The sequence below is a fragment of the Buttiauxella agrestis ATCC 33320 genome (genome assembly GCF_000735355.1).
In the GTDB taxonomy this organism is placed as follows: Bacteria; Pseudomonadota; Gammaproteobacteria; order Enterobacterales; family Enterobacteriaceae; genus Buttiauxella; species Buttiauxella agrestis.
The window spans coordinates 1-14,278 of record NZ_JMPI01000010.1 but is presented as its reverse complement, the minus strand read 5'-3'; the positions used below and the strand labels follow the sequence as shown (position 1 = coordinate 14,278).

General features: G+C 51.3%; 13 protein-coding genes and 1 tRNA gene. 1 reads left to right on the top strand and 13 read right to left on the bottom strand.

Annotated elements, in window-relative coordinates:
* Positions 1 to 36 precede the first annotated feature (36 nt).
* The 12 genes from nsrR to nnr all read right to left on the bottom strand — a co-directional run bounded on the left by nsrR (position 37) and on the right by nnr (position 12,706).
* Complete coding sequence (gene nsrR, locus GBAG_RS01560; protein ID WP_034492795.1) at positions 37 to 462, bottom strand: nitric oxide-sensing transcriptional repressor NsrR; 426 nt, start codon at positions 460 to 462, stop codon at positions 37 to 39.
* Between the two features lie 284 nt (positions 463 to 746).
* The gene (locus GBAG_RS01555) at positions 747 to 2,045 is read right to left on the bottom strand and encodes an adenylosuccinate synthase (RefSeq protein WP_034492792.1); all 1,299 of its coding nucleotides are present in this window, start codon (positions 2,043 to 2,045) and stop codon (positions 747 to 749) included.
* Positions 2,046 to 2,147: 102 nt separating this feature from the next.
* Positions 2,148 to 2,345: a DUF2065 domain-containing protein gene (locus tag GBAG_RS01550; RefSeq protein ID WP_034492791.1), complete on the bottom strand. Its 198-nt coding sequence runs from the start codon at positions 2,343 to 2,345 to the stop codon at positions 2,148 to 2,150.
* 66 nt (positions 2,346 to 2,411) lie between these two features.
* The gene (gene hflC / locus GBAG_RS01545; RefSeq protein WP_034492790.1) at positions 2,412 to 3,416 is read right to left on the bottom strand and encodes a protease modulator HflC; all 1,005 of its coding nucleotides are present in this window, start codon (positions 3,414 to 3,416) and stop codon (positions 2,412 to 2,414) included.
* 2 nt (positions 3,417 to 3,418) lie between these two features.
* Positions 3,419 to 4,681 (bottom strand): FtsH protease activity modulator HflK, encoded by a 1,263-nt coding sequence (hflK, locus tag GBAG_RS01540; RefSeq protein WP_034492789.1) that lies wholly within the window; start codon positions 4,679 to 4,681, stop codon positions 3,419 to 3,421.
* A gap of 74 nt (positions 4,682 to 4,755) precedes the next feature.
* Positions 4,756 to 6,036 (bottom strand): ribosome rescue GTPase HflX, encoded by a 1,281-nt coding sequence (gene hflX / locus GBAG_RS01535; protein ID WP_034492787.1) that lies wholly within the window; start codon positions 6,034 to 6,036, stop codon positions 4,756 to 4,758.
* Between the two features lie 76 nt (positions 6,037 to 6,112).
* Positions 6,113 to 6,421, bottom strand: a complete 309-nt coding sequence (gene hfq, locus GBAG_RS01530; protein ID WP_034461169.1) for an RNA chaperone Hfq — start codon at positions 6,419 to 6,421, stop codon at positions 6,113 to 6,115.
* 102 nt (positions 6,422 to 6,523) lie between these two features.
* Positions 6,524 to 7,471 carry a tRNA (adenosine(37)-N6)-dimethylallyltransferase MiaA gene (miaA, locus tag GBAG_RS01525; protein WP_034492785.1) on the bottom strand — a complete coding sequence of 316 codons (948 nt, stop codon included), beginning with the start codon at positions 7,469 to 7,471 and terminating at the stop codon, positions 6,524 to 6,526.
* On the bottom strand, positions 7,464 to 9,371 hold the full coding sequence (mutL, locus tag GBAG_RS01520; protein WP_034492783.1) for a DNA mismatch repair endonuclease MutL: 1,908 nt from the start codon (positions 9,369 to 9,371) through the stop codon (positions 7,464 to 7,466). The genes miaA and mutL overlap by 8 nt, the downstream gene beginning before the upstream one ends.
* Before the next feature lie 9 nt (positions 9,372 to 9,380).
* Positions 9,381 to 10,712, bottom strand: coding sequence for an N-acetylmuramoyl-L-alanine amidase AmiB (gene amiB, locus GBAG_RS01515; RefSeq protein ID WP_034492781.1), 1,332 nt, complete (start codon positions 10,710 to 10,712; stop codon positions 9,381 to 9,383).
* A gap of 13 nt (positions 10,713 to 10,725) precedes the next feature.
* The gene (gene tsaE / locus GBAG_RS01510) at positions 10,726 to 11,187 is read right to left on the bottom strand and encodes a tRNA (adenosine(37)-N6)-threonylcarbamoyltransferase complex ATPase subunit type 1 TsaE (RefSeq protein WP_034492778.1); all 462 of its coding nucleotides are present in this window, start codon (positions 11,185 to 11,187) and stop codon (positions 10,726 to 10,728) included.
* A complete protein-coding gene (gene nnr / locus GBAG_RS01505; RefSeq protein WP_034492776.1) occupies positions 11,180 to 12,706 on the bottom strand; it encodes a bifunctional ADP-dependent NAD(P)H-hydrate dehydratase/NAD(P)H-hydrate epimerase in 1,527 nt (508 codons plus the stop codon). Before nnr ends, tsaE begins: the two co-directional genes overlap by 8 nt.
* Here nnr and queG point away from each other — a divergent pair.
* Positions 12,705 to 13,844 (top strand): tRNA epoxyqueuosine(34) reductase QueG, encoded by a 1,140-nt coding sequence (queG, locus tag GBAG_RS01500; protein WP_034492774.1) that lies wholly within the window; start codon positions 12,705 to 12,707, stop codon positions 13,842 to 13,844. The two genes, nnr and queG, sit on opposite strands and share 2 nt — an antisense overlap.
* A gap of 270 nt (positions 13,845 to 14,114) precedes the next feature.
* Here the strand turns inward: queG and GBAG_RS01495 are convergent.
* A tRNA-Gly gene (locus GBAG_RS01495) sits at positions 14,115 to 14,190 on the bottom strand.
* Positions 14,191 to 14,278: the final 88 nt, after the last annotated feature.

Sequence of the window (14,278 nt, the reverse complement as noted above, 5' to 3'; positions counted from 1 at the left end):
GGTTCCTCCGTTGTCATTTGCTGAGGAAATCGTGATTTATTCCACCAGCAATAATTTGTAGAGCGGTTGGTTTTGGTCCACCAAATCGGCCAGGGTGTGCTTATCCAGCTCTGTAAGAAAGCTTTGCACCGCCTGGGCCAGTGCCTGTTTCAGGCGACATGCGGGGGTGATATGACAAAACTCACTGCTACAGTTCACCAAAGAAAGCGGTTCCAGCTCGCGCACCACATCACCGACACGGATAGATACCGCCGGTTTGCCGAGGCGAATGCCACCGTTTTTGCCGCGCACTGCCGTCACATAGCCTGCACGGCTGAGTTGATTGATGATTTTCACCATATGATTACGTGATACACCATACACTTCTGTTACTTCAGAAATGCTCGTCATCTTGCCTTCGGGCAAAGACGCCATGTAAATCAAAGCACGTAAACCGTAATCAGTAAAACTCGTTAACTGCACATCAACCTCTTGGGTGGGAGGGGAAACGCTTAATAGCTGTAAATACTATACCCTAAATAATTCGGGTTGCAGCCAGGCGGCCAGCTCAAGAATCCCCGGGAGCTTACTTAAGTAAGTGACTGGGGTGAGTGAGTGCAGCCAACGCCGCTGCAACGTGAAGTATGACGGGTATAGATTGATGATAAACCAGCCATAAGGTTGCCAGCTAATTTATTTAACGGGGAAGGTGGATAAAACGGCAGGATATAGCAGTTGGGGCGTGCTAAGCACACCCCATCACATCATTATGCGTCGAACGGATCGCGCAGAATCATGGTTTCAGAACGGTCCGGACCGGTAGAAATAATGTCTACTGGTACTTCAGTCAGTTCTTCAATGCGCTTGATGTAGTCCAGCGCTGCTTGCGGCAAACCACTACGCTCTTTCACGCCGAAGGTCGTTTCTGACCAGCCTGGCATGGTTTCGTAGATTGGCTCGATACCTTCCCAATCGTCAGCGGCCATTGGAGTGGTAGTCACTTCACGGCCATCTGGCAGACGGTAGCCTACACACAGTTTAACTTCTTTCAAACCGTCCAGTACGTCCAGCTTGGTCAGGCAGAAACCTGACAGGGAGTTGATCTGCACTGCACGACGCACAGCAACGATATCCAACCAACCTGTACGACGACGACGACCGGTAGTTGCACCGAACTCATTACCTTGTTTGCACAGGAACTCGCCGATATCATCAAACAGTTCAGTAGGGAACGGACCTGCGCCAACGCGAGTAGAGTACGCTTTGATAATACCCAGAACGTAATCAACATAACGTGGACCAATGCCGGAACCTGTTGCCACGCCACCCGCGGTGGTGTTGGAAGAGGTCACGTACGGATAGGTACCGTGATCGATGTCCAGCAGCGTGCCTTGAGCACCTTCGAACATGATGAAGTCGCCGCGTTTACGTGCCTGATCCAGCAGATCGGACACATCAACTACCATGCTGGTCAGAATGTCAGCAACTGCCATGACATCGTCCAGAACTTTCTGGTAATCAACCGCTTCAACTTTGTAGAAGTTAACCAGTTGGAAGTTATGGTATTCCAGAACTTCTTTCAGTTTGTCGGCAAAGGTGGCTTTGTCGAACAGGTCGCCAACGCGCAGGCCACGACGGGCCACTTTGTCTTCATACGCAGGGCCGATACCGCGACCGGTAGTACCGATAGCTTTCGCACCGCGCGCTTTCTCACGAGCCACATCCAGCGCTACGTGATAATCAAGAATCAGCGGGCAAGCTTCAGATAACAGCAAGCGCTCACGTACCGGAATCCCACGGTCTTCCAGCTCTTTCATCTCTTTCATCAGTGCAGCAGGAGACAGCACAACGCCATTACCGATGATGCTGGTAACGTTATCACGCAGAATACCTGATGGAATAAGATGAAGAACGGTCTTTTCACCGTTGATTACGAGAGTATGGCCTGCGTTGTGACCGCCCTGGTAGCGCACAACATATTTAGCCCGTTCAGTCAGAAGATCTACGATCTTTCCTTTACCTTCGTCACCCCATTGGGTGCCCAGTACGACGACGTTGTTACCCATTTTTCAAAATCACCGTTTGCTTAAAAAAGGATTCTACCATCGGTTTCCTAGATGATCAGCCCTTTTAGTATACAAAATGGTAATCGTCCACCTCAATGCGGTTCAGCCAGCGGCTCGACTCAACATGTAGTAGATAACGATACCTGCAACCACTAGTCCGCCACCAAAACGGCGAAGCGTATTGTCGGGAAGTTGCGTTAACGCGGCGATCATTCGGCGCCACATGCGTGGATAAAGCATCGGTCCGAGTCCTTCGAGCACCAAAACCAGCGCTAATGCCATCCAGATAGTCGAATTCATAATTCCCTCTAACACCAATAAAAAAAGAGCCGGTCAGACCGGCTCTTGATAAGTTTTTTGCGAGTATTAACGTGTGCTATTCGCAGGTGTTTTCATGTAACGGAAGAAATCGCTATCCGGGCTTAACACCATCACGTCCTGACCATTGCTGAAGCTTGCTTCATAAGCACGCAGGCTACGAATGAATGCGTAGAAGTCTGGATCCTGGCTGAATGCATCAGCAAACAGTTTGGCAGCTTCTGCATCACCTTCACCACGGCTAATACGGCCCTGACGCTCGGCTTCTGCCAGAGTACGAGTCACTTCGTAGTCGGCGGTAGCACGCAGCTTCTCAGCTTCTTCCTGACCTTGTGAACGGTGACGACGAGCAACAGCTTCACGCTCGGCACGCATACGGTTGTAGATAGCTTCAGAAACCTCAGCAGGCAGGTTGATCTGCTTGATACGCACATCGACCACTTCGATACCCAGTGCCGCCATACTGTTCGGGTTAACCACCGGTACTTTGCCTTTGGTTTCCGCAGTGACACGCGCAGCAGCAGAGGCAATTGCATCATCCGCAGCAGGTGTAGCCACTTCATCATCAGTACCCGCGGTACCTGAGTTCAGCGCATCACGCACATCCAGAGTCAGACGGCCACGAGAATCGGTCACGATGTCTTTCACATCAAGACGACCAATTTCAGAACGCAGACGGTCACTGAATTTACGTTTTAACAGCACTTCTGCCTGAGAAACGTCACCACCGCCTGTTGCCAGGTAGTAGCGGCTGAAATCACTGATACGCCATTTGATATAGGAATCAACGATCAGGTCTTTCTTCTCTTTGGTCACAAAGCGATCGGCCTGGTTATCCATGGTCTGAATACGCGCATCAAGAGTTTTAACAGACTCGATAAACGGTACTTTGAAATGCAGACCTGGTTCGTAGACCACCGGCTTGTTTTCATCATCACGCAACACTTTACCGAAGCGTAAGGTAATCCCGCGCTCGCCTTCCTGTACCACGAAGACCGAGGTAAACAGCACAACCAGCACGATGATAATTAAAGCAATGACTGACTTACGCATCGTTATTCACTCCCTACGCGCTGGTTATCAGTGCGCTGCGCGTTCACGCGGCGCTGATCCATGATATCGCCCCGGCTTGACGAGGACTGTGTGCTGGCGCTACCGCTGCTTGAACTTGACGCAGGTGGCAGACGCAACAAGTTGTTCGCCCCCGTGTTATCAGTCTTTGCCGCTGGCTGTGAGCCACCTTTCAGCATCTGATCCAGAGGCAGAACCATCAGGTTGCCACCTTTGTCGTTAACCAGAACTTTACGGGTATGGCTAAGCACTTTTTCCATGGTTTCGATATACAGACGCTCACGGGTAATTTCCGGTGCAGCTTTGTATTCCGGCAACATTTTGGCGAAGCGAGCCACTTCACCCTGCGCTTCTAACACGGTCTGTGTTTTATAAGCGCGAGCTTCTTCAAGAATACGCTGCGCCTGACCGTTAGCACGCGGCTGAACTTCGTTGGTGTAAGCTTCTGCTTCACGGATGTATTGCTGTTCGTTTTCACGTGCGGAAATCGCGTCATCAAACGCAGCTTTCACCTCTTCAGGCGGACGAGCAGCCTGGAAGTTGACGTCCAGCAAGGTGATACCCATGTTGTACGGACGAATGGTTTCTTCCAGTTCGCGCTGCGTATCATTACGAATAATGGTACGACCCTCGGTGAGGATTTTATCCATGGTGTATTTACCAATAACACCACGCAGTGCGCTGTCGGTTGCCTGACGCAGGCTATCGTCCGCGCTGGTTACGCTAAACAGATAACGACGCGGATCGGTAACACGGTACTGCACGTTCATTTCAACGCGAACCACGTTCTCGTCGGAAGTCAGCATCACACCTGACGCAGCCAATTCACGTACCGCTTCAACGTTTACCGCTCGGACGCTATCAATGAATGTCGGTTTCCAGTTCAGGCCCGGCTCAACCAAATGGCTGAATTGACCAAAACGCGTTACTACACCACGTTCAGCTTCTTTGATGGTATAGAACCCGGTTGCTGCCCAAATAACGACGGCGACGGCGGCAACGATACCGACCATACGACCACCGATGTGCGGACGCGGAAGCTGCGAAGAACCGCCACCGGAACCACTGCCACCACTTTTACCGCCGCCCAGGCCACCCAATTTTTTGCTTAATTTACGGAAGATATCATCCAGATCAGGTGGACCCTGATCCCGCCCTCCTTTGTTACCCCCAGAGTCGCCGCCAGGTTTGCTGCTTCCCCACGGGTCGCGGTCCTGTCCGTTATTACCGGGCTGATTCCACGCCATGTTTATGCTCCATATTTGTTGTGCGGTGATATCCCCCGAAGGGGAAAAAGTCTTCAGGACATTCCCTTGACTGGCTAGACAATATAGTCAGCGAGTGCCGGTTCTTGTTTACAGAGGCGACGCCAGTCAACAATAGGCATACGAATTTGTAAGCCAACACTGCCGTCTTCCTCCATCCACTCTTTTTCTATTGCCTGAAGCTGATAAAACCGGCTCCGAAGTCGCCCAGCCTGGGGGGGCAAGCACAACGTATGCTGTGCAATTTCACCAGATAAACGCTCTGTCAAAGCCTGGAAAAGCAGTGGAATACCGTCACCGGTCTGGGCAGAAAGCCAGACCCGAATCGGCATATTTTCATCATCTCTGTCGATACGCGGAACAAAGTCATCCAACATATCTATCTTATTCATCACCATCAGCGTAGGAATTTCATTAGCCTCAATCTCTTCGAGAACGGTATCAACCGCGGCAATGTTTTCCTCGATCCTCAGGTCACTTGCGTCAATCACATGTAATAACAGTGTTGCCTGACGTGTTTCCTGCAAGGTCGCTTTAAACGCTGCCACCAAATCGTGTGGCAAGTGACGAATAAAACCTACTGTGTCGGCCAATATTGTTTCACCGACATCCGCGACGTTAATACGGCGCAATGTGGGATCCAGTGTGGCAAACAACTGATCTGCGGCATAAACATCAGCCGCTGTTATTTGGTTAAACAGGGTGGATTTACCGGCGTTGGTGTAGCCCACCAGAGAAACGGTTGGGATATCAGCCTTGGCACGCGATCGCCGACCTTGCTCACGTTGTTTTTCAACTCGTTCTAAGCGATTAAGGATCAGCATAATCCGGTTGCGCAGTAAACGGCGGTCGGTTTCGAGCTGAGTTTCCCCAGGGCCTCGTGAACCTATCCCCCCTCCCTGACGCTCAAGGTGGGTCCAGCCGCGCACAAGGCGAGTTGCCATGTGACGTAACTGAGCCAGTTCAACCTGCAACTTACCTTCATGGGTACGCGCACGTTGAGCAAAAATATCTAAAATCAGGCCGGTTCTGTCGACGACACGACATTCACACAGCGCTTCGAGGTTACGCTCCTGGGCTGGAGACAACGCGTGATCAAATAAAATGACCGATGCCCCAGTGGCTTTCACTGCATCGGCAATTTCAATTGCCTTACCTTCACCAACAAAATACTTCGGGTGAGGAGCTTTACGGCTACCAGTAACCACCTGCAATGCTTCGACACCGGCTGAAGAGACCAGAGATTCAAACTCCTCTAGATCTTCCTTGTCTTTGTCTTGCGTAAAATAGATGTGTACCAGCACCGCCTGCTCACCGGCATCATAACGGTCAAACAAGCGTATAACCTCTCAAAAAGACCAGCGGGGAACCCAGCATCCCTGGTTCCCCGGCTTGGAAAAACAACGTTACGCCTTATTCAGCGTCTTCGTTGTCTTGTTGTGGCGCAGAACCTTGCGCACTTCCACCATGGTGGTAGCTGCCAGAACCGCTAGTACCGGTGTTATTGCTGTGATGAGATACCGGACGAGACGGAACAACAGTAGAAATCGCGTGCTTATAGACCATCTGGCTAACCGTGTTTTTCAACAGGATTACAAACTGATCAAAAGACTCAATCTGACCTTGCAGCTTAATACCATTCACCAAATAAATAGAAACTGGAACACGTTCGCGACGCAGTGCGTTCAAGAACGGATCTTGTAATGATTGCCCCTTAGCCATTCTATCTTTTCCTTATATGCTTGTTGTTTGTAACTCAAGAACCCTGAGGCTCTGAAAAACTGCGTAAAATATTGCGCACCATAACGATTCAATTGTACACATTCATTGGTGCTTCGCACTAACTACCTGTAGTACATCGTTGTAAGATTGAGACGGATTCTCACTGTCTAACCAGTGAACACCCTCCCAACCTCGCAACCAGGTCATCTGGCGCTTAGCCAATTGTCTCGTCGCGCAAATACCACGATAAACCATTTCATCATGTGAAATTTCCCCTGCCAGATAAGACCACATCTGCCGGTATCCCACACAACGAATGGAAGGCATGTCCGTATGCAAATCACCACGGGCAAAAAGAGCCCGCACTTCAGCTTCAAATCCAGAAGCTAACATCTGATGAAAACGCTGCTCAATTCTTTGATGGAGCAGTTCACGGCTCGCCGGGGCGATGGCGAACTGATGCACCTGGTAAGGCAGAGCTTCTCCTGACGTTTCCGTCAGTTCCGTTAAAGTTTTACCCGAAATGAAAAAAACTTCCAGTGCACGGGAAAGCCTTTGTGGATCATTTGGATGAATACGTGCAGCGGCGACAGGATCAACCTGTGCTAACTCACGATGCAACGCTTCCCATCCTTGCTCTGCAGCCTGTTTTTCTATCCGTTCCCGTACTTGCGGGTCAGCGGATGGTAATGGTGATAAACCCTCTAACAATGCCTTGAAGTAGAGCATTGTTCCCCCGACTAACAAGGGAATACGCCCTGCCGCGGTAATTTCAGCCATTTCAGCCAACGCATCACGCCGGAAATCAGCGGCGGAATAGGCTTGTGCCGGGTCGAGAATATCAAGTAACCGATGCGGCGCCTGGGCCAGTTCTTCAGCCGTGGGCTTCGCTGTACCAATGTCCATCCCTTGATAGATAAGGGCCGAATCGACGCTTATCAACTCTACTGGCAACGTTTTACGCAAATTAATGGCTAACGCTGTCTTACCAGAGGCCGTCGGCCCCATCAAAAAAATTGCCTGTGGCAGGCTTTGCTTAACTTCAGTCATGTTTCAGGGCGTTCATCGCCATATGTAAATCAACAGGTTGTAACAAACCGCCAGGTGGTGATTTCACCAGTTGCGGACAAAGGCGCTCCACATCAGCCAGCAGGGCAATCGCCTGCGCCTGATTCCATTGTTCATGATTACCGTCCATTTGACGAGCAAACCATTGAGCAATCTGTGTTGCATTCACCTCTGTCTGTCGCGCCAGGTATCCTGGCAGTTCGTGAATCAAGATTTGTAAATTTTGTTTACGCAAAGGTAAAGGTACAGAGCGAATTGTTATCTGACGCGACTCAATGGCGAATTCAATGCCCATTTCCAGTAAAAGCGGCTGATTTTTAATCAGAACGTCCTGTTCTTCTTTGGTGACTTTCAAACGAATGGGGATCAGCAGCGGTTGAGCACGTGCCCCTTCGGAGCCTGGTACTAACTGCGCCATTTTCAACCAACGTTCAGCCACGCTTAAGGAAAGCAGCATGATTTTGCCGTCACGCTCGAGTAACGCGATATCCGGATTGATGACGGTCAGCACGCGCCCAAAACTTTGTGCGTGACCGTCTAAAGCCTCGTAAGGCTCAGACTCAGGTTCAGCAACTCGATTTTTTGAGGCTGCGGGTGTCGGTGTATTCAACAATTCACGATACACCGCCCCTTCTTTCTTCTGAAAACCTGGTGCCGCATGCGGCCATAAAGGCGCACTGCCTTTACTCGCACTTCCTTCACTATAGCCGCCAGAAACCGGGGCCGTATTACGAGGTGCTGATTCGCGAGGTATTGATTCGCGAGAAGCTGTGGGAGCAGCAGGCGTTGCAAACTGGTTACGCCCGGATGCCACGCGGTTTTCCGGCTGCCAGCGCGGTTGTGGTTCTTCCGCAGGTTCTTCCAGTGGCAGGCGATTTTCACTTTGCTGTTGCAGCACGCTCAACACGCCCTGGTAGATAAAATCATGCACCAGGCGCGACTGATGAAAACGCACTTCATGTTTGGCAGGATGCACATTCACATCCACTTGATGCGGGTCGATTTCCAGGTACAGCACAAACGCCGGTTGCTGGTCGGCACCGAGTTTGTCTTCACAGGCCTGGCGGATAGCGTGATTGATCAGGCGGTCGCGCATCATGCGACCGTTCACATAGCAATATTGAATCTCTGACAAGGCGGAAGTCGTCGCCGTAGGTTCAGCCACCCAGCCGCGTAATGCCAGGTCACCATGCTGCCATTCAATGGCCAGCGCTTGTTCGAGGAAAGCCGTGCCGCAAATCGAGCCAAGGCGGCGTTCGCGAGGTGCACCCTCTGCAACCCCACGGTACTGACGAATCACTTTGCCGTTGTGGGTGAGATTTATCGACACATCAAAACGCGCCAGCGCAATACGTCTGACTATCTCATCAATGTGATTGAATTCGGTTTTTTCGGTGCGCATGAATTTGCGACGTGCGGGCGTGTTGTAGAACAAATCCAACACCTCAAGCGTGGTTCCGACTGGATGTGCCGCAGGTTTTACCGTCACATCCTGTTCACGCCCTTCGGCATAGGCCTGCCACGCTTCGCTTTGCTCGGCGGTGCGCGAGGTTAACGTCAGTCGTGCGACCGAGCTAATACTCGCTAACGCTTCACCACGAAACCCGAGGCTAATAATGGCCTCAAGGTCATCAAGTGTGGCGATTTTACTGGTCGCATGACGAGCCAGGGCTAATGCCAGCTCATCTTTTTTGATACCGCAGCCGTTATCGCGAATACGAATGAGCTTGGCGCCACCGCGTTCAATATCAATATCAATACGCGTGGCGCCTGCATCAAGACTGTTCTCAACCAGTTCTTTCACCACCGATGCGGGGCGCTCTACCACTTCGCCAGCAGCAATCTGGTTGGCAAGTTGCGGCGGCAGAACCTGAATCGGCATGAAATCTCCTTATTGAGTCATCGCGACGGGATCAATACCCGCACCTTGCGAGCGTGCAGTTTGACCAGTTGGTGGCGCGGATTGCAACGGATGCGTCAGGAAATAATCCCTAAGCCCTTGATAAATAGCTTGTGCAATTTTTTGCTGATAGTCATCGCTATCGAGCAGGCGCTCTTCCGAGTTGTTGCTGATAAACCCGGTTTCCACTAACACCGAAGGAATATCCGGCGAACGCAATACGCCCAGGCTTGCGTGTTCCGGGCGACGTTTGTGCAACGAGCCTACGCGCTGCATTTGCGCCAGCACTTTTGTTGCCACATCATACCCGACGCGCTGGGAATGGCCGAACTGCAAATCCAGAACCGCCTGGCTTAAATACGGGTCAGCCTGGCTATTGGCCAGTACATCACCCGCCCCGCCCAACAACTCCGATTGTTTCTCGTGCTGTTCGAGCCAGCCCGCCATTTCGCTGTTCGCACGACGATTCGACAGCACCCAAACGGAGGCTCCCGTCGCATCGCGATTAGGCGCGGCATCAGCATGAATAGACACCAGAATATTGGCATTCTGTTTACGTGCGACGTCTGAACGCCCCATCACCGAAATAAAATAATCACCATCGCGGGTCAGCACGCCTTTAAACATCGGGTCGTCATTCAGCAATGAGCGAAGTTTACGGGCAATCGAAATAGTGACGTTTTTCTCTTTCGTGCCACCAGGGCCAATTGCCCCCGGATCCTGCCCGCCATGCCCCGCATCAATAGCCACAACGACGGTATCGGATTGAGTCGTGGGGCGCTGAGTCCGTGCAGGATGCATCGCCGTATTAGAACTGATGGCTCCCGTCACGGTCTGCGGATTAAAGGGATTTTTTGCAGGCTCGGTTGAACGGGTGACGGGTGGCGCTTCAACACGTTTAGCCACAACCGGAGGTGGTGGTGGCGGAGGCGGAGCATCGGCGTTGATCGTAAACACTACCGTGTAATTAGAACCATTTTGCTGTTTTACAGCGCGAGTTTTGCCAGGCTCAGTGAGATCAACCACCAGGCGTAAGGAATCGCTGTCTTTTGGTTGCCCTGACCGAATGCTTTTCACCAGGTTATTGCCACTGAACAACAGCGGTAAACCTCTGATCACACCCGTTTGTTTGATATCCAGAGCAACGCTTTTCTTATCATCCTGAGAAAAAGCATATTCAGGATCGCCAATAAAACTAAACGTGATCCGCGCCTGAGAATCGCCGTTCGATACCTGAATATCCGCTAAACTGGCCGCGCTTGCTTGTGCCGCCAGCACCAATAAACACAACGCCATCCACACACTTTTCACGCGATAGATCATCCCGTCATCCTTGTTATTTGGCCAACCGCGCCAGTAACGACTCACCAGATGAGGAAACTGCTTTCAGGCACGCTTCGCGCCCTTCGGCCTGGTAACTTAGGTGGATTTCGACATCCGGTTCTGGAAGCACACCCTGACCTTTTTGCGGCCATTCCACCAGACTGATTGCGTCATTGGTGAAATAGTCACGAATTCCCATAAACTCGAGTTCTTCTGGATCGGCAAGACGATAGAGATCAAAGTGATACACCATCAAATCACCGAGTTCATACGGTTCTACCAACGTATAAGTTGGGCTTTTCACGTTCCCTTTATGACCCAGCGCTTGCACAAAACCACGGCTGAAAGTCGTTTTCCCCGCGCCAAGATCACCATACAGATGAATCACGGTGGCACCGATGCAGGCTTCAGCCAGGCGTGCGCCCAGTTCTAAGGTCGCGGCTTCATCAGGTAATGCGATAACTCGATTAATCATTTTTTTGGCTATTCAAATCCGGGTTAACAAAAGGGTACAACGTCGATAATAAATCGGTCGCTAACATGCCACGTGTACCAAAGCGGTAAGCCAGCACATCAGCGGCAGCGCCATGAGCTACACATCCGGCACAGGCTGCATCATACGGGGTTATCTTCTGTGCCAGCAATGCTCCGATGATTCCGGATAGCACATCCCCCATACCACCGCTGCCCATGCCTGCATTACCCACATCAACAATGGCGCATTCACCATGTTGGCTGGCAACAACCGTACCGGCACCTTTTAAGACCACAATTCCGCCATAACGTTTTACCAGGCGGTCTGCGGCAAGTAAGCGGTCACTCTCAATTTGTGACACGGCGCAATTTAGCAACCGCGCAGCCTCGCCAGGATGTGGCGTAATCACGCGATTCTGACGTTTATCGGGATTGATTGCCAGAAGGTTCAGCGCATCTGCATCCCACAGCATCGGTTTACGGCTGTTCTCTACTTTTTGTAAGGCTTTTTTGCCCCACTCTTGTTGCCCTAATCCTGGGCCAATCACTATCACATCGGCCCACTCAAGACTTTCATCAAGCGTTTGTGAAGTCAGTTCCTGAACCATTAACTCAGGCCGTGCGGTCAGCAACGGTGCGATATTTTCTGAGCGAGTCAAAACCCTGACCAACCCCGCTCCAGCCCGCAAAGCCGCTTCGCCCGTCATACGAATCGCCCCCGCCGTGCCGTGGTCGCCGCCTATTATCACCAGTCGCCCGTTATCGCCTTTGTGTGAGGTGGGCTTACGTGGTGTTAGCCAGCCCGCTAACTGTGTGCTATCCACGCGAGTTATCGGCGCAGTCTGCCCCTTCAACCAGGTTTCAAGGCCAAGCGCATCAAAGTGCAGTTCACCCACCACATCGCGCGCTTTTCCGGTCAGAAGACCAGGCTTAAGGGCAATAAACGTAATGGTGTGCGAAGCGTTGATCACCGCACCGGGAATGGCACCCGTTTCTGCGAGCAAGCCCGAAGGAATATCCAAGGCAATCACAGGAGCAGAATGGTGATTACATTTTTCAATAAGCTGCGCGGCATTATCTCGTGGCGCGTGCGCAAGCCCGGTTCCCAGAATACCATCGACCACCAGGTCGATATCATCAGGCCATGGATGCTCTGGCGCATGAATAAGACCTGCGGCATCTAGCCAGGCATCACGCGCGTACGCCGCCTCCTGTGGCAGCGGCTTATCACTTTCCAGCGCCAGAAGCGTAACGCGCACACCCGCAGCCTGAGCCAGGCGTGCTAATACGTAACCATCGCCGCCGTTATTGCCATGTCCACATGCGACCAGCCAGTGCTGACTTTGCGGATAAAGTTCGCGGGCAAGGTTAAATGCCGCAGCGCCCGCTCGCTGCATCAATTCATAGAGCGTTAGCCCTAATTCATCCGCCGCCTGCTTTTCAGCGGTGCGCAACCAGTCTGCTGACCAAACTGAATGTGGTATACTTTTGGCGGTTATTTTTAGGCTCAGGTCCGTCATGTCACAGCCCCTCGATCTCAATCAGTTAGCGCAAAATATCAAACAGTGGGGAATCGAACTCGGCTTCCAGCAAGTGGGGATTACCGATACCGATCTCTCCGCCAGTGAACCCGCGCTTCAGTTGTGGCTGGATAAACAATACCACGGCGAGATGGACTGGATGGCTCGTCACGGCATGATGCGCGCCCGACCACACGAATTGCTGCCGGGGACATTACGCGTAATTAGCGTGCGGATGAACTATCTCCCGGCAAACGCGGCCTTTGCCTCGACGCTCAAGAACCCAAAAATCGGTTACATCAGCCGTTACGCCCTCGGACGTGATTACCATAAACTGCTGCGCAATCGACTCAAAAAACTGGGTGAAATGATCCAGTCCCATTGTTCCACGCTGAATTTTAGACCTTTTGTGGATTCAGCGCCGATTCTTGAGCGCCCATTAGCGGATAAAGCAGGCCTGGGATGGACAGGTAAGCACTCACTTATCCTGAATCAGGAAGCAGGATCGTTCTTTTTCCTCGGTGAGCTATTAGTCGATATTCCATTACCCATAGATAAACCTGTCGAGGAAAAATGTGGGCGCTGCGTGGCCTGCATGACGATTTGCCCAACCGGCGCGATAGTTGAACCTTACACGGTCGACGCGCGGCGTTGCATTTCCTATCTCACTATTGAGCTTGAAGGCGCAATCCCCGAAGAATTCAGACCGCTAATCGGAAACCGAATTTACGGCTGCGACGACTGCCAGCTGATTTGCCCGTGGAATCGCTTTTCACAATTGACCGTGGAAGATGACTTTAGTCCGCGTCGCGCATTGCATGCTCCGCCGCTGGTTGAACTGTTTGCCTGGAGTGAAGAATATTTCCTGCGCGTGACTGAAGGTTCAGCGATTCGCCGCATCGGTCATTTACGTTGGCTGCGAAATATTGCAGTCGCATTAGGAAATGCCCCCTGGGAAGAAGTGATTCTGGAAGCATTGCAACAACGAAAAGGTGAGCACCCACTTCTTGATGAGCATATTGAATGGGCGATTGCGCAACAATTAAGCAAACGGAGCGCTAATGCAACTGAGGTTCAGTTACCGCAAAAGCAGCGTCTGGTTCGGGTCATAGAAAAGGGGTTAAAACGTGATGCGTGAAATGTCCACAGGATGTGAATAAAAATTTGAAAGCCTTGCCCCACAAGCGATGTAAAATCTGCAAGCGATCGAGTTAACATTTTTAAATATTATAAAAATTAAGTAAATCAAATAGTTAAACTAAAGGTGTAAAAGTTAATAAATAATTAGCGATCGAAGGGAAAAAACGTAAGCTGTGGATAAGTCTGTTTACAAGAGTTTTTGAGGAACGTAAAAACCACCACCGACGCGACTTAGCGTTGTGGATAATTTGTACTGAAGATTAGAATTTGGAGCGGGAAACGAGACTCGAACTCGCGACCCCGACCTTGGCAAGGTCGTGCTCTACCAACTGAGCTATTCCCGCTTGGGTGGTGCTGGCTTTAAAAGCCAAATCAAATTTTGGAGCGGGAAACGAGACTCGAACTCGCGACCCCGACCTTGGCAAGGTCGTG